At 58.0% G+C, this 15767-nt stretch carries 13 protein-coding genes; 10 read left to right on the top strand and 3 right to left on the bottom strand.

Going from position 1 to position 15767, the window contains the following annotated elements; genetic code table 11:
* Window positions 1–2: 2 nt before the first annotated feature.
* Window positions 3–401 carry a response regulator gene (locus tag ACZ1GS_RS01825; RefSeq protein ID WP_472696791.1) on the bottom strand — a complete coding sequence of 133 codons (399 nt, stop codon included), beginning with the start codon at window positions 399–401 and terminating at the stop codon, window positions 3–5.
* Window positions 402–443: 42 nt separating this feature from the next.
* On the opposite strand from ACZ1GS_RS01825, the gene ACZ1GS_RS01830 reads away from it, so the two are divergent.
* The 8 genes from ACZ1GS_RS01830 (at window position 444) to ACZ1GS_RS01865 (ending at window position 10135) form a co-directional block, all read left to right on the top strand.
* Window positions 444–659 carry a hypothetical protein gene (locus ACZ1GS_RS01830; protein WP_472696792.1) on the top strand — a complete coding sequence of 72 codons (216 nt, stop codon included), beginning with the start codon at window positions 444–446 and terminating at the stop codon, window positions 657–659.
* Window positions 660–818: 159 nt separating this feature from the next.
* Complete coding sequence (locus ACZ1GS_RS01835; RefSeq protein WP_472696793.1) at window positions 819–1547, top strand: response regulator; 729 nt, start codon at window positions 819–821, stop codon at window positions 1545–1547.
* A complete protein-coding gene (locus tag ACZ1GS_RS01840) occupies window positions 1547–1939 on the top strand; it encodes a response regulator (RefSeq protein ID WP_472696794.1) in 393 nt (130 codons plus the stop codon). The genes ACZ1GS_RS01835 and ACZ1GS_RS01840 overlap by 1 nt, the downstream gene beginning before the upstream one ends.
* Window positions 1940–2057: 118 nt before the next feature.
* Window positions 2058–3236 carry an FAD-dependent monooxygenase gene (locus ACZ1GS_RS01845; RefSeq protein ID WP_472696795.1) on the top strand — a complete coding sequence of 393 codons (1179 nt, stop codon included), beginning with the start codon at window positions 2058–2060 and terminating at the stop codon, window positions 3234–3236.
* 107 nt (window positions 3237–3343) lie between these two features.
* On the top strand, window positions 3344–4081 hold the full coding sequence (locus ACZ1GS_RS01850) for an enoyl-CoA hydratase/isomerase family protein (RefSeq protein ID WP_472696796.1): 738 nt from the start codon (window positions 3344–3346) through the stop codon (window positions 4079–4081).
* 114 nt (window positions 4082–4195) lie between these two features.
* Complete coding sequence (locus ACZ1GS_RS01855; RefSeq protein ID WP_472696797.1) at window positions 4196–5095, top strand: ABC transporter ATP-binding protein; 900 nt, start codon at window positions 4196–4198, stop codon at window positions 5093–5095.
* 14 nt (window positions 5096–5109) lie between these two features.
* Entirely contained in the window at window positions 5110–8700 is a 3591-nt protein-coding gene (locus tag ACZ1GS_RS01860) for an ABC transporter permease/M1 family aminopeptidase (RefSeq protein WP_472696798.1), read from the top strand.
* A gap of 88 nt (window positions 8701–8788) precedes the next feature.
* On the top strand, window positions 8789–10135 hold the full coding sequence (locus ACZ1GS_RS01865; RefSeq protein WP_472696799.1) for a serine hydrolase domain-containing protein: 1347 nt from the start codon (window positions 8789–8791) through the stop codon (window positions 10133–10135).
* Window positions 10136–10139: 4 nt separating this feature from the next.
* On the opposite strand, the gene ACZ1GS_RS01870 is transcribed toward ACZ1GS_RS01865, so the two are convergent.
* Both ACZ1GS_RS01870 and ACZ1GS_RS01875 read right to left on the bottom strand, forming a co-directional pair.
* On the bottom strand, window positions 10140–11468 hold the full coding sequence (locus ACZ1GS_RS01870; RefSeq protein ID WP_472698052.1) for a dipeptidase: 1329 nt from the start codon (window positions 11466–11468) through the stop codon (window positions 10140–10142).
* A 105-nt stretch (window positions 11469–11573) separates the two neighbouring features.
* Complete coding sequence (locus tag ACZ1GS_RS01875) at window positions 11574–12611, bottom strand: alpha/beta fold hydrolase (RefSeq protein ID WP_472696800.1); 1038 nt, start codon at window positions 12609–12611, stop codon at window positions 11574–11576.
* 138 nt (window positions 12612–12749) lie between these two features.
* On the opposite strand from ACZ1GS_RS01875, the gene ACZ1GS_RS01880 reads away from it, so the two are divergent.
* Window positions 12750–14612, top strand: coding sequence for an outer membrane protein assembly factor BamB family protein (locus ACZ1GS_RS01880; protein WP_472696801.1), 1863 nt, complete (start codon window positions 12750–12752; stop codon window positions 14610–14612).
* Window positions 14613–14626: 14 nt separating this feature from the next.
* The gene (locus ACZ1GS_RS01885) at window positions 14627–15736 is read left to right on the top strand and encodes a VOC family protein (RefSeq protein ID WP_472696802.1); all 1110 of its coding nucleotides are present in this window, start codon (window positions 14627–14629) and stop codon (window positions 15734–15736) included.
* The last annotated feature ends 31 nt before the right edge of the window (window positions 15737–15767 follow it).

Genomic DNA, 15767 nt, shown 5'->3' on the forward strand with positions numbered 1-15767 from the left:
GCTCAGGCTACACGCCGCGATGGCGATTCTTTGTCGGAAATGCCAAGCGCGCTGCTCACGCGGGCAATCAGTACCGGCGGATCAAATGGCTTGGTCAGATAGTCAGTGGCCCCGGCGCCATAGGCTTCGATCATATGATTGCGACCCGTCTGGGCGGTTAGCATGATCACCGGAATGTCTGCGGTCGCGACATTTTTCTGCAACAGAACAAGGACTTCTATCCCTTTTAGGCCAGGCATGAGATTGTCGAGAATGATCAGTTCGGGTTTGGCTTGCTCGATAGCCGGCATCACTTTGCCACCGCTATCTACCACGGTAACTTCATGATCATTTTCGCGCAGCATGTGGGAAACAACTTCCCCGATCAGTGCGTCGTCATCGGCCAATAATATTTTTGCCACTCGCCAATCCCCTGTGATTGCAGAGCCGTGCAATTCCAATCCATGGCGTCGGCTCTGCCTTGGGCCGGTCAGAGCGAAGTCATGGTTAAAATGACGGCTTATGCAAGGGATAACGGCATTTCCCCGTTCAGATTTACCAACCATTCAAAATTGATCGATGCTCATCGGCTTTTGGTGCGCAACCGCGCCGATTCTGCAGGTTTCCGGAAGCGACGAAAAATTGGCATTAAACATTTTGGCGCGCTGACCGTTTATTGACTTGATTAATAGGGAAAAAGGGATGGTGCACCCCGTCTCTGCCGTTTTGATCAGCCGAGAATATTCAGGCCAGATATCGTAAAGGAACAATTTGTGCAGACTGAAATCCATCAAAATCCATCACATGCTCCAGAAAATGTTGCTGTTACGCCGCCAAGCGTGGGACGATTGCTCCTGGTGGAGGACCATGATGTCAACCGTCTGTTGATCAAGGCGATGACCGAACGCCTTGGATATGCAACGGAATTGGCCGACGACGGCGCCGACGCCGTTGCCAAGATTGATGCCGCGCTTTCTGACGGACAGCCGTTTGATCTGGTTCTGATGGACGTGCAGATGCCCTATATGGACGGCTATGAAGCCACGCGCATGGTTCGGGCGAGCGGCATTTCCGCCGATACGCTTCCGATTATCGCGATTTCGGCCAATGCCTATCAGGAAGATATTGACAGTTGCCGGGCCGCCGGCATGCAGGGCCATATCGCCAAACCGATCCTGTTTGAGGATCTCCACACGACTCTGGCGGAATGGGTCCCGACGCAAGGTCCCGAACCCGCGGACCCGAACGTTACCGATGACACGGTCACGAAAATATCTGTCTCGGATGATCTCAACAACCGCTATCAGGCGCGCAAGGATCAAGCGCTCTGCAGTCTTGCGAGTCTCGTGCGGATGAACAGTTTTACCGACGGCGAACTTAAAGAATGCTCGGACCATCTGCACAAGCTGGCCGGGACCGCGGCGATGTTCGGCGAAACCGAACTCGGAAAAATTGCCCGGGTTCTGGAAGACGGCATCGCGGAATGGACCCGCGCCGAACGCCCGGACAATATTCGCAGCGTTGTCGCGGAGTTGCTGAAAGTCGGCCACATGGACAATGCTGCATAATGGCCCGGATTATTTACGCTGAAGATGACGATATCATCGGCTCTGTCGTCCGTGAAACGCTGGCACATGAAGGCCATGTTGTCGGTTTGGTCGAGGACGGGGTTTCGGCGCTGCGCGCGATTAATGTCAAGCGGCCCGAACTGGTCATCCTGGACTGCACAATCCCCGAACTGTCCGGCATCGAAGTGCTTCGCGCCATTCGTCTCAATCCGGAATTCTATAATCTGCCGGTGTTGATGCTGACCGGCCGAAGCAGTGAAAAAGATGTCCAGTTGGCGGCTTTTGCCGGGGCGGATGGCTATATCAAGAAACCGCTGGATCCAGACTATCTGGTCTTTCTGACCGAATCGCTGCTCACCGAAGGCCGTGGTGGCGGGAATATGAAGCACTAGTTTGCCCGTTTGGACAGCGCCCGGACTTTTCAATGGACGCTGGATTTGACATGCCATAGGCTTGTCCCCGTCGTCGGCATCCCAAGAGGTGTCGCCAGAGAAAGGGACGCATACCGCTATGAAGGCAGTCATCGCAGGCGGCGGTATCGGCGGACTGAACGCAGCGTTATGTTTCCATCATCAAGGCTGGGATGTCGAACTGCTGGAGCAGGCTCCGGCGTTGGGCGAGATTGGCGCCGGTATTCAGATCAGTCCCAATGGGGTCAAAGTCCTCCGCGTACTTGGTTTGGACAAGACCGTCGAAGCCGCCGGCTTTCGACCGCGTGCCAGCCAGTTTCGCGACGGACGTACCGGGCGGGTTTTGCTCACCAACTCCATGACCGACTATGACCGGCGCTTTGGCGCCCCCTATCTGCATATCCACCGGGCTGATTTGATCGCCACGCTGCAGCATGCGCTGGCGGAACGGATGCCGGATGCGATCCGAACAGGTATTGCGGTGACCGGCTATGGCCAAGATGACCGGCGGGCCTGGGCGATGCTCGCAGACGGATCGAAAGTGGCAGGAGACATTGTCGTTGGTGCCGACGGGATCAAATCCGCGATCCGCACCCAGATGATCGGTCCCGATGCGCCGCGTTTCACCGGCAACGTCGCCTGGCGCGCCGTAGTGCCAGTGGCAAAGCTGGGTCGCGATGGCCCTCTGCCGGTCGCGAGCCTGTGGTTGGGTGCGGGCCAGCATGCGGTCACCTATTTGCTGCGCGGCGGCAAGCTGGCCAATTTTGTTGGCGTCGTTGAACGGGCGGACTGGCAGAAGGAAAGCTGGACAGAACAAGGTACGCGCGACGCCGCGCTGGCTGATTTTCACGGCTGGCACCCAACCGTCACCCGGTTGCTCGAACAGGCCGATGCCCATTATCGCTGGGCGCTGTTCGACCGCGATCCGCTCGAGCAATGGGTCGACGGCCGGGTGGCGCTGCTTGGCGATGCGTGTCATCCGATGCTGCCGTTCATGGCGCAGGGCGCGGTGCAGGCGCTGGAAGACGGCTATGTTCTGGCGCGGTTTCTGGCCGAGCAGACCGATCATCGGACGGCGCTGTCCGCCTATTTCGCGGCGCGCCGGGATCGCACGGCGAAGGTACAGGCGGCCGCGCGCGCCAATGCGGATTTGTTCCATGGGCGGACATCACCCGGAAAGACCGCGACCTATGGTGCGCTGTGGCTGGCGAACAAGGTAAAGCCCGACGAAGCTGATAATCGACTCGCCTGGATTTACGGGCATGATGTTACGGTATGAACAATGACAACCGCTTGCAGGCTATGCGAATTGACAGGTGAGAAGACCGGGATTGATCGTAAGATCCCGGCGGGAAGAACGGCAACAGGCAAGAAGAAGGACAACCCATGACCGATCTGGTACTCCGCGAAGACAAGAAGGGCGTGGCCTGGCTGACGCTGAACCGTCCGGATAAGCTGAACGCATTGACCGTAGAGCTGTTTCGCGAGCTGCGTGCGCATGTCGCGGATATTCGCAAGGATGAGGGCATTGGTTGCGTGGTTCTGCGCGGCGCTGGCAAATGTTTTTCCGCCGGCCATGATCTCGGCGATATTGCCGAAGGCGAAGCAGTGCCCTCGCGCGGCTGGCATAGCGAAACGTTGCGCATGATGGAAAAGCTGCCCCAGCCGGTCATCGCCGCGGTCCATGGTCATTGCTATACCGGTGCACTGGAAGTGGCACTGGCTGCGGATTTTATCATCGCGGCGGACACCGCGCGCTTTGGCGACACCCATGCCAAATGGGCGCTGACCCCGATCTGGGGGATGAGCCAGCGATTGCCGCGCCGGGTGGGTATCGCAACCGCCAAGCGGCTGATGTTCACCGCCGACATGATCGACGCCAACGAGGCGGTGCGTATCGGCCTTGCCGAATATAGCGTGCCACTGGACGGATTTGAGGCCAAGATTGCCGCTGTGGCGGAGCGTATCACGGCCAATTCGGTCTTTTCCCATGCTGCCAACAAACGCCTGCTGGAAGCCACCGATGCTGATCCGCTGGATGCTGGTCTGCAATGGGAAGTGCTGGAAAATGAAGGCACCGGGCCGGATATGCAGGACCGCATCGCGGTGTTTACCAAGAAATAGCCGCGCGTGTCAGCCATCGCGTCTGCCATGCGATCGTTACGCGCCATTGAAATAGCCTATTGTCAAAGGTGTATTATATATGCATAACACCTCCAAATCTATTGGAGAATATGCATGTTGGAACTGCGCAATGTCACTCATATCTATCCCAACGGGACCAAGGCGCTTGATGATGTCACGCTGAGCATTCCCAAGGGCATGTTTGGCTTGCTGGGCCCCAATGGCGCGGGAAAATCGACGCTGATGCGCACGGTGGCGACCTTGCAGACCCCGACACAGGGCGAAATCCACTTTGGTGACCTCGATATTCTGAAGGATCCCGAGCGCTTGCGCGAGCAGCTCGGCTATCTGCCGCAGGATTTTGGCGTTTATCCTCGGGTGTCGGCCTATGACATGCTCGACCATATGGCGGTGCTCAAGGGCGTTGCGTCCAAGGCCGATCGCAAGGTGACCGTCGAAACATTGCTCAACCAGACCAATCTCTGGGATGTCCGCAAAAAGGCGATTGCCGGCTTTTCGGGCGGCATGCGGCAACGGTTCGGGATTGCCCAGGCGCTGATCGGCAATCCGGAACTGATCATTGTCGACGAGCCGACCGCCGGCCTCGATCCCGAAGAACGCAACCGCTTTCTCAATCTGCTCGCCGAGATTGGCGAGAATGTGGTGATCATCCTGTCGACCCATATTGTCGAGGATGTGCTCGATCTCTGTCCCAACATGGCCGTTATTGCCAATGGCCGGATCCAATCCGAAGGCGCGCCGCTGGATCTGATCGCACAAACCACCGGCACGATCTGGTCCAAGACGATCAAGCGCGAAGAGCTGGATGACTATCGCGCCAAATATGAAGTGATCTCGACCCGCCTGTTCGCCGGTTCGACGATCATCCATATTCTGTCATCCGAAGACCCTGGCGACGGGTTCGCGGTTGTCGATGGCGGTCTGGAGGATGTCTATTTCTCCACGCTTGCGGCGACCCGCAAGCAGGCCTCCAGCGCATCCCAGGCGGCATAAGGCGGAGACCGGACATGTTCGCGAAAATAGCTGCCTTTGAGCTTCGTTATCAGTTCAAAAACCCGGTTTTCTGGGTGGTGACGGTCCTGTTCTTTCTGTTGACCTTCGGTGCGGTGACGGCTGAAAACCTGCAGATCGGCGATGGCGGCAACGTCAATGCCAACAGCCCCGCTGCGCTGGCCGAAACCACGATCATCCTGACCATCTTCTTCATGTTCGTGACCACCGCCTTTGTCGCCAATGTTATTGTTCGTGACGATGAAAGCGGCTTCGGGCCGATGGTCCGGTCCACCCGGGTGAGCAAGTTTGACTATCTGATCGGGCGCTTTACCGGGGCTTTCGGCATTTCGGCCATTGCCTTTCTAACCGTTCCGTTCGCCATCTGGCTGGGTTCCTACATGCCGTGGATGGACCCGGAAACGATTGGCCCCAATCGGCTCAGTCATTTTCTCTACGCCTATTTTCTCCTCGCCTTGCCGGGTATTTTCCTGACCTCGTGCATATTTTTCGCGGTGGCCACGGCGACCCGATCGATGATGTACAGCTATATCGGCGTGGTGCTGTTCCTGGTGCTTTATCTGGTGTTCAGCGCGGCCACCGAATTCAACCCCGATCTGTTGTTGATGAGCGCCTATCTCGAACCCTTTGGCGGCGCAGCTTATGAATATCTGACCCGCTATTGGACCGCAGCGGAGAGCAACAGCATGATGGCGCCGTTTTTCGGCGTGCTGATGATCAACCGTCTGATCTGGATTGCAGTCGCCCTGGCGGCGCTCGCCTTTGCCTATTTCCGGTTCAGTTTTGCCGATCGCGGCATGTCCGCCCGCAAGGTTCGGAAACAGCAGAAAGTGGCGGCCAAGCTGGCCCGCCAACAGCCGCAGATCACCGATCACTTGCCGGCGACCAATCCTGCCAAGGCGGCGGGCATACGGCTGTGGACGCGGACCCGGTTCGAAATGGCCCAGGTGTTCAAAAGCCCGGCCTTTTTCGTCCTCGTGCTGATCGGATTGTTCAATTCCGTGGCGGCATTGCTTTTTGCCACGCAAATTTACGGCACGCCCGCCTATCCGATGACATTCCAGGTGATCGATATGCTCGAAGGCAGTTTTACCATCATCCCGCTGATCATCGCGATTTTCTATGGCGGAGAACTGGTCTGGCGCGATCGCGATCGCAAGATGCACGAAATTGTCGATTCCACATCCTTGCCAAATTGGGCGTTCATGGTGCCGAAGACGCTCGCCGTATTCGGCGTGTTGCTCGCTGCGCTGCTGATTTCGGTGGTGGCCGCGTTGCTGGTTCAGGCAGGCAAAGGCTATACGAATTTCGAACTCGGCAAATATTTTTCCTGGTATATTCTGCCGGGTACGGTCGAAATGGGCACGCTCGCGATCCTGTCGGTCTTTGTCCAGGCGCTCAGCCCCAATAAATATATCGGCTGGGGCATCATGGTGCTCTACATGGTGGCGACGATCACCTTCAACATCATCGGCCTCAATCATCCGCTCTATCTGTTCGGGCGCGGGATTGCGGTGCCGCTATCCGACATGAATGGCGATGCGGTCGGGTCTTATGGGGCCTGGTGGTTGCGGTTCTACTGGGGCGCCTTCGCGCTGATGCTCGCAGTGCTGGCGCATTTGCTCTGGCGGCGCGGCACCGAAATGCGCCTGATGCCGCGGATCCGGCAATTGCCCCGTCGGTTGCTCAGCACGGCCGGTGTCGTGTTCGGCGTCGGCGCCCTGTCTGCGGCGGCCAGTGGCGCTTATATTTTCAACAACACCAACGTGCTGAACGACTATCAGAATCGCGATGCATCGGATGAATTGCTGGCCGCCTATGAAAAGAAATATCTCAAATATGAAAAGCTGAAGCAGCCGTCCTTTACCGATTTCAAGCTCGATGTCGCCATCTACCCAGATGAGCTGAAAATGACCGCATCCGGAACTGCCGACATGATCAACGACACCGGCGCGCCGGTTGATGTCCTGCATGTCCGGTTTCAGGATCCCGACGTCAAAATTATCTCGGTAGATCTGCCGAATGCGAAGCTCGAGATGAATGACGAAGAGATGAAATACCGCATCTACCGGCTCGACCAGCCGATGGCGGTGGGCGAGAAGCGGACAATCGGTTTTGAAACCGCCCGTCAGCAAAAAGGTTTCAAGGCCAATGGCAATGACACCCGGCTGGTCGAGAATGGCACATTTCTCAACAACAGTGAATTTGCGCCACAGCTCGGCATGAACCGGGCCGGTTTGCTCAGCGATCGGGTGAAGCGCCGCAAATATGGCCTGCCATCCGAACTCCGGCCGGCCAAGCTGGAGGATGAATCCGCGCGCGAGCAGAATTATGTCGCCAATGTCGACTGGGTCATGTCCGACATCACGGTGAGCACCAGCAGCGACCAGACGCCGATCGCTCCGGGCAGCCGGGTTTCCGATGAAGTGAAAGGCGACCGGCGCATTGCCCGATCTGTATCCGAAGCGCCAATCCTTGCCTTTTTCTCCGTGCAATCTGCGGCTTATGAGGTCAAGCAGCGTGTTGCGGATGGCGTGACGATGGAAGTCTATTATCATCCGGCCCACGCGTATAATGTCGACCGGATGCTCACGGCGACCGAGAAATCGCTCGCCTATTACAAGCAGAATTTCGGCCCCTATCAGTTCGATTATGCCCGGATCATCGAATTTCCCGGCTATGCAACCTTTGCTCAGGCCTTTGCCGGCACGGTGCCTTATTCGGAGAAAATCGGTTTCCTCGCCGATGCCCGTGATCCCGATGAAATTGACTATGTCACCTATGTCACGGCGCATGAAATGGGTCACCAATATTGGGCCCATCAGCTGATCAGCGCGAACCAGCAGGGCGGCACCATATTGGTCGAAACCATGGCGCAATATTCCGCCTTGATGGTGATGAAACAGATGTATGGCGAGGACAAGATCTGCCGGTTCCTGAAATATGAACTGGACAATTATCTCAATGCCCGCGGCAGCGAGGCGATTGAAGAATTGCCGCTCAATCGCGTCGAGGACCAGGGCTATATCCACTATCGCAAGGGCGCTGTAGTCATGTATCTGCTGCAGGACCGGCTGGGTGAAGACCGGGTCAACACGATGCTCGCGGCGCTGCTCGACCGGTACCGGTTCAAGAGCCAGCCTTATGCCAGCGCGACGGATCTGGTTGACGGGTTCAAATCGCTCGCCCGCAATCCGGCCGAGCGGCAACTGGTTACCGACTTGCTCGAGAAAATCACCATTTATGACATGAAGGTCGATGAAGCCACCGTGCGCAAGCTGGATGATGGTCGCTTTGAAACCACGATAATTGTCGCGGCGGCGAAATATTATGCCGATGGCGAGGGCAAGGAAGAAACGGCTGTTCTGGCGGATGATATCGACATCGGTCTGTTCACCGCCAAACCTGGTCTCGGGGCATTTGGCGAAAAGGATGTCATCCAGTTGAACAGGCAACCCGTCACGTCCGGTCAGCAGACCATCCGGGTGATTTCGTCCAAGGCGCCGGAATATGTCGGCATCGATCCCTATAATAAATTTATCGACCGCAACAGCGATGACAATATTCTGGAGGTTTCCGGACTATAGGGCTGCAAAGCCGAGATGCCGCCAAAGCTTGCAATTCGGATCCAATTGGTGAACGATCTGGTCGACAAAATTCAGGGAGGGTATCACCATGGCGACGAATATCATGGCACAGTCTGTGCGCGCGACGAGGAGTTTGCTGTTGGCGGGCGCGCTAGCCATGGGTTGTGCGGCGCCTGGCGTATTCGCGAAAGAATCGGCTGAAGCGGCCTTTCCGAATTATCGCACCGAAGCCGCCGGTGCGGCCTTCGATCCCGCAAAAATTGCTGCGCTGGAAGCGCGGATGGCGCAATTTGTTGCCGATGGTGATGCCAAGGGCATCGCAACCTTGCTGGTCAAGGATGGCAAGGTGGTAAGCCATATGCAGGCGGGGATAAGGCGGGATGCCGATGGCGCGCCGATCACCGAGGATACGATCTATCGGATTTATTCGATGACCAAGCCGATTACCGGCGTGGCCTTGATGACGCTATATGAGGACGGCAAATTTTCCCTGGATGACCCGGTTTCCAAATATATTCCGGAATTTGCCGATCTGCAGGTTGTCAAAAGCTATGATGGGGAAGGCGGCGTCGTGCTGGAGCCGGCATCCGCACCGCCAACCATGCGCCAGTTGATGAGCCACACGGCGGGCTTTGCTTATGGCCTTTACGGCGAGGACCCCGCTAACAAGGCGTTCAAGGCGCAGAATATCCTGCAATCGCCCGATATGAAGACCTTTATCGACAAGGTCGCCAAGGTGCCGTTAATGTACCAGCCCGGCAAGCAGTGGTTCTATTCCGCCGGAGTGGACATTCAAGGGGCGATTATCGAGCGCTTGTCAGGCAAGACATTGGGCGCCTATCTGCAAACCGAGATTTTCGATCCGCTGGCGATGGACGATACCGGTTTCGCCGTCGCGGCCGAGGATTATGACCGGTTCTCGGATGTTTATGGTTATAATCCGATCACCAAGCAGATGATGCGGGTGCCCTTTCCGCAGGTCATGTTCAAACCGGAAACCATCAAGATGGAATCGGGCGGCGGCGGACTGGTTGCAACGCTGGATGACTATGCCCGGTTTTGCCAGATGCTGGCCAATGGCGGCACGCTGGATGGCAAGCGGATTTTGAAGGCCGATACTATCAAGCTGATGCGGACAAATATTCTGACCGCTGATCAGAAAGTCAATATTGCCGGAACGCTGACTCAGGCGCAATCCGAAGTCCTCGGGTTCGGTCTCGATTTTGGCGTGATCCGCAACGATGGTTCGGGCAAGACCGTCTATGGCGATGGCAGCTATTTCTGGGGCGGGGCTGCCGGGACATGGTTCTGGATTGATCCGGTCAACAATCTCTACTTTATCGGCATGATTCAGCGCTTTCCGCAAAATGGCCCGCCCACCGATTTCCGCGGGATTTCAGGCCAATTTGTCTATGACGCGCTGAACGCGGAATAAGCGCTTATTGCTGGCTGTCGGGCGTTTGGTCCGCGGCCGCTTGGGCCTGGCGGAGCACCCGCAGAAAATTGCTGCCCCAGATCTGTTTGATTTGATCACTGGTATAGCCGCGCTTGAGCAATCCGGTGGTGACGTTCAGCGCCTCGCTGGCGTCGGTAAAGCCGGCAATGCCGCCGCCATGATTAAAGTCGCTGGCCAGGCCGACATGATCAATGCCAACCCGCTCGACAATATAGTCGATATGATCGATCAGCCGGTCAATCGAACTCGGACCGATCAGGTCGCGCATCGCGATCAGAAACGCTTGTCGCTTCGCAGGATCGGGAATTTCCCAATAAAGCTCATAAGGATAGGAATAGGCTTCCGGCAGGCCGGCGCCGATCCGCACATCCCGGATCGCCGCCAGCAATGCCGGGTCGGACAGATCCACCAGATAGGCGCCGAAGGCCGCGACATGGATGACACCGCCCTTTTCCGCGATCCGGTCAATCTCTTCGTCGGAAAGATTGCGCGTGACATCGGAGAGCGCGCGCACGTTGGAATGGCTCGCAATGACCGGCGTCTGTGATCGGGCAACCGCCTGCAAGGTCGCTGCCCTGGACATTTGCGAGACATCGACGACCCCGCCGAGCTGGTTGATCCGCTGAACGGCGGCAACGCCCAGCTTGGACAGGCCGCCATGTTCCTCGGCCACTTCATATGTGCCGGTTTCACCGTTGAACATTGGGCGGGAACTGTCGGAAAAGTCATTGTGGCCGAGATGGTTGAGGCCGAATATGCGGACGCCGGCGCGATAGAAATCATCCAGCGCCGCGACATTGCCTTCCAGCGACCGTGCGTTTTGAAAGCCCAATATCAGCGCGATCTTGCCATCGCTGCGGAGCGCTTCGACGGCATCGGCGGATGTCGCGATTTCCAGCATCGCTTCGCTGGCCGCCATTTGCTGCACCGCTGCGAGCTTCTCATCCGCTTCGGCTCTGGCCTGCTTTTCGGCGGCGGCTGTCCGCGGGCCAGGCGAGACCGCCACCGAGAGCACAACCGCTCCGACATTGCCGGCAATCAGTTTCGCCGGGGCGACTTTCGAAAGACCATCCGCACCGAGATAGGTTTTCGAGGTTGAGGGCAGGGCGATGTCGGCATGGGCATCGAGCACCAGGCTCGCGCGGTGGATCGTTGCGGCGCGTTCTGCCAGAGACGCTTCCGGCGCCGGACCGTCCGAGGCGGTTGCGACAGATTGCTGCGCTCCGCCACAGGCCGATAGCAACAGCGCGGCTGCGCTGGGTACGAAAAGCCTTGAGATTGCGCGAAAAAGTGCATTGCCTGATGTTGTCATCACGGGTGCCTCCCAACACCGGCAGTTTCCTGCTCTGCTTCTGTTATTGGGTCAGTATAGGCCGATCTTTCCGGCTTTGGACAGACTATAGTGGCTGCGGTGTCGCTATTCTTCGAGGAAAGCGACAATGGCGCTGGTGGCGCGTTCGGGCTGTTCCATCGACGTCCAGTGATTGATCCCGGGAAGCAGCACCGTCCGCATGTCGGGTCCGGTGCTGTCCATCTGCGCGATCAGTTCGGGCACAAAAATCTGATCGGCTTCCCCCCATATGAAGAGGCCGGGCATGGTGATCTTGGCGTCGGGGCCAGGCCATTGGTCCGCGTCGGTTACTGCATCAAAGGGCGGCACATTGGCGCGATACCAGTTCATCGCCGTGTAAATCGTCTCGGCGCTGCCCAGCGCTGCATGAAACAGCTCTACTTCTTCTAGCGTCAGGTCGCCGCGCTCAGCGAGTTTCTGGTAGGACCGCGGGCCGACCGTTTCTCCCGCCCTGGACGCCTGCAGCTGTGCCAAGGTGGTGGATCGTATGACCTGCATATATTGTGTGCGGCGCTGCTGCTCGGCGCTGCCCGCGGTAAAGCCAAGAAACAGGTTGAGCGGCGGGGCGCTCATGCCGACAACCTTGTGCAGGCGGTCGGGATAGGCCTGAGCATAGGTCAGGGCGAGCACCGATCCCCAGTCATGACCAATGAGAATATATTTGTCGTCGCCAGCCAGATGACGGGAAAAGGCATCCAGCTGGGCGGCCAGATTTTCGATTTTATAAGGCGCGATACTTTGCGGCTTCGCAGACAGCCCTGATCCGAGCGCGTCCACCGCGACGACCCGATAGCGGTCCTTGAGCGCTTCCATCTGGTCGAACCAGCTGTACCAGAAGGAAGGAAAGCCGTGATAAAAGATGATCAGCGGTCCCTCGCCCGCCTCGACATAGTGCAGGCGCTGGTCGCCGGATCCGAAATAGCCTTCCGAATAGGCTTGCGCGCCGGAACGATTGGCATTGGCCAGAATAACTGCAGGATCGGCCGCTGTCATGGTCTGCGCGGCGCCTGTGCTGGATCGGGTGCGGTCTGTATCGTCAACAGTCGCCATGCATCCGGAAAGCAGGAGGAAAGCCACAGCCGTTATGGTGATTTTCAAGGCCATGGTGATTGCTCCCGGTCGCCGATGTTACCCATTGCTTTATTGCCTTGCTGGGTTATTGTAAGAATAGTCAACAACAAAAGGGCCCGGCTGTCAAACCTTAGTTTCAGCGCGGGTCAAAGTCGAGGATAGCTGACCGTCATGCGCTTATTGCCGCCGATATTCACCCTGATTGGATTGATGCTGATTGGCGTTGCGGGTTGTTCCGAAGGACCGGACAGCGGCGATCGGGCAGCGGCTGCAGAAGTGGCGATCGATGACAGTCCGGGCGCGATCCTCTACAAAACCCATTGTGCGGCGTGCCATGACGGCGCCGCCGGTGAAGCGCCAACCAAGGCGGCTTTGCAACTGGGCGGAATCGAATCCATCAAGGCGGCGATGACCACAGGCGTCATGAAGGAACAGGCAGCGGCGCTGTCGCCCGTCGAGATTCGCATCCTCGCCGACTATCTCGCCAGTCCGCGGAGCGAGGACGCGCTCGCCAATGCCCAGGCCAACCAGTGCAAGGGGACGCTGACCCTTTCCGCGCCGCTGTGGAATCGCTGGGGCAATGGCAAACGCAATACGCGGTTTCAAACCGCTGCGCGCGCCGGTATTTCTGCCAGCGATGCGCCAAAGCTGAAATTGAAATGGGCCTTTGGGTTTCCCGGCGCCGCGCGCGCCCGATCGCAGCCAGCGGTGACGCCGGAAGCGATATTCACCGGCAGCCAGAGCGGATTATTCTATGCGCTGGACAGCCAGACCGGCTGTGTCTGGTGGACCTTTGAGGCCACCGCAGAAGTGCGCAGCGCACCGACCATCGCGACCGACAGCAACGGGGTCGCCAAAACCCTGTATTTCGGCGATTTCAACGCCAATGTCTACGCGGTCGAAGCGGCGACCGGGAAGCTCTTGTGGACCCGCTCGATCAAGGATCATCCGGCGGGGACGATCACCGGTTCGCTCACCCTTCATGACGGACGCCTGTTCGTTCCGATGTCGTCGACCGAAGTCGTCAATGCCTATGGTACGACCTATGAATGCTGTACCTTCCGCGGCGGTGTCATCGCGCTGGATGCTGAAACGGGCGAACAGATATGGCGCTTTCACTCCGTTGCCGAGCCGCAGAAAACCGGAAAGAACAGCGCCGGGGCCGATCGCTTCGGGCCATCCGGTGTGCCGGTCTGGTCCACCCCGACCATCGATGCCAAGCGCGGGCTGCTCTATATTGGCACTGGCGAGAATTATTCTTCTCCCGCCACTGACATGAGCGATTCGATCATCGCGCTCAATCTCGACAGCGGGGCGGTGCAGTGGGTGCAGCAGACCATTGCGGGAGACGCCTGGAACGCCGCTTGCGGGAAATACGGATCGCAGGTCAATTGCCCGGCCGAAGACGGTCCCGACTTTGATTTTGGCGCACCCCCGATATTGACCCGGCTGGCAGATGGGCGCGATATCATTCTCGCCGGTCAGAAATCGGGCATGCTCTTCGGGATGGATCCCGATCAAGAGGGCAAGATCCTGTGGCAGACCCGCGCGGGTATGGGCGGCTTTAATGGGGGCGTCCACTGGGGGATGGCAACCGACGGCGAGACGCTGTTTGTCGGTATTGCCGATACGCCCGGCAATCGCTTTGCCGAGGGGCCGTCGAGACAGGGACTCCATGGCTATGACCCGGCCACCGGCAAGGCCCTGTGGAGCAAGTTCGAACCCAATGTCTGCGATGAAGATGCGCATAAATGCCGGACCGCCCTGTCTGCGCCGCCCACCATCACGCCAGGCGTGGTTTTTGCCGGTGCGCTGAACGGGTTGTTGCGGGCCTATGATGCCGAGAACGGGGCGATATTATGGAGCCGCGATACCCGGCGGGACTATAAGACCGTCAACGCGATTGACGCCAAAGGCGGATCGATCGATTCCGGCGGCCCGGTGGTTGCCGGCGGTTTGCTGATCGTCAACAGCGGCTATGACAAATTCAGCCAGATTCCCGGCAATGTGATGCTGGTATACGGACTGGAATGAACAGGAGAAGGACGATGAACGTCAAGCCCATAATGACCGGTCTGGGGCTGGCTTTTTGCCTATCATCTTGCACGCAGACCGTTCCGGCGAAATCCGCTCAAGCGGCGGTCGATCCTGCGCCCGAGGCGCCCGCACGGACGGTCCAGTCCGGATTTTTCCGGCCGGCTGATCTGGGCGATACCCGGATCAAAGGGGTTCGCTATATCGGGTCGACCGTGTCCGACATTGATGACACGATTGCTTTCTATCAGCAGGCGGTGCCGTTCACGCTGGTCAGCCGCTATCGGGTGCCAGCGCGCGAAGTTTATGATCGACAGATGATGGCCAACCCGCACGGTGAAATCGAAATCGCGCTGATCCGGACGCCCACAGTCTTTGTCCAGCTGGTCGACTTTGACCCTGCAAAGAAGGAATCCCCTTTCGTAAAGCCGGTCTACGGCCCCGGTTACACCCATATCTGCTTCCAGTCCCCGGCCACCAATCCCGCTTTCTCGAAATTCCGCAAAGCCGGTCTGACCATGGTGACTCGCGGGGAGGATCCGGTCGACATTGGCGGCTATGGCGTGACCTATGCCTATGGCCGGGACCCGGACGGCACGATGATCGAGAATGAAACCGTGGACAAGCCGCGACGGTCGGACAGGGCGTGGATCACGCATATTGGTGGTGCCACGTCAGATGTGGACGCGATGGTCGCGTTCTATACGAAATTCATCGGTTATGGCGCCCGCCGACGCGGCGAATATTCGGGCAATCCCAAACTCGACCAGGTCGCCGATATTGACGGCCTCGTGCTGCGGAGTTCCTGGTTTGTGGTGCGCAATCTGGAGATCGAGTTCTGGCAATATGTCAAACCCGCGACTCCGGTCCGGGACGCGCCCGCCAAGGTGGATCAGATCGGCTATAACATGACCGCTTTTGAAGTGACCGATGCCGATGCGGAACGGGACCGTCTGGAGCAGCTTGGTATTGCGATGATCGGGCCTGCCAGGATGAGCAAGGGCTGGAAAATCTACTACGCCTATGACCCGGACGGCAATGTGATCGCTATTCAGCAGAATATGACGGCGCCCGTCAGTGAGTCGATTGACGCCATGATGTGGATCGACCCAACCACCTTCTAAATGCGATAGGCGTAACCCGATTGATCGCAAA

The sequence above is a fragment of the Parasphingorhabdus sp. W113 genome, from assembly GCF_055693205.1.

Coding starts and splice junctions, on each gene's coding strand:
- ACZ1GS_RS01830 (WP_472696792.1), top strand. CDS start 444: ATGGCGTCGGCTCTGCCTTGGGCCGGTCAGAGCGAAGTCATGGTTAAA.
- ACZ1GS_RS01840 (WP_472696794.1), top strand. CDS start 1,547: ATGGCCCGGATTATTTACGCTGAAGATGACGATATCATCGGCTCTGTC.
- ACZ1GS_RS01845 (WP_472696795.1), top strand. CDS start 2,058: ATGAAGGCAGTCATCGCAGGCGGCGGTATCGGCGGACTGAACGCAGCG.
- ACZ1GS_RS01850 (WP_472696796.1), top strand. CDS start 3,344: ATGACCGATCTGGTACTCCGCGAAGACAAGAAGGGCGTGGCCTGGCTG.
- ACZ1GS_RS01855 (WP_472696797.1), top strand. CDS start 4,196: ATGTTGGAACTGCGCAATGTCACTCATATCTATCCCAACGGGACCAAG.
- ACZ1GS_RS01860 (WP_472696798.1), top strand. CDS start 5,110: ATGTTCGCGAAAATAGCTGCCTTTGAGCTTCGTTATCAGTTCAAAAAC.
- ACZ1GS_RS01865 (WP_472696799.1), top strand. CDS start 8,789: ATGGCGACGAATATCATGGCACAGTCTGTGCGCGCGACGAGGAGTTTG.
- ACZ1GS_RS01870 (WP_472698052.1), bottom strand. CDS start 11,468: ATGACAACATCAGGCAATGCACTTTTTCGCGCAATCTCAAGGCTTTTC.
- ACZ1GS_RS01875 (WP_472696800.1), bottom strand. CDS start 12,611: ATGGCCTTGAAAATCACCATAACGGCTGTGGCTTTCCTCCTGCTTTCC.
- ACZ1GS_RS01880 (WP_472696801.1), top strand. CDS start 12,750: ATGCGCTTATTGCCGCCGATATTCACCCTGATTGGATTGATGCTGATT.
- ACZ1GS_RS01885 (WP_472696802.1), top strand. CDS start 14,627: ATGAACGTCAAGCCCATAATGACCGGTCTGGGGCTGGCTTTTTGCCTA.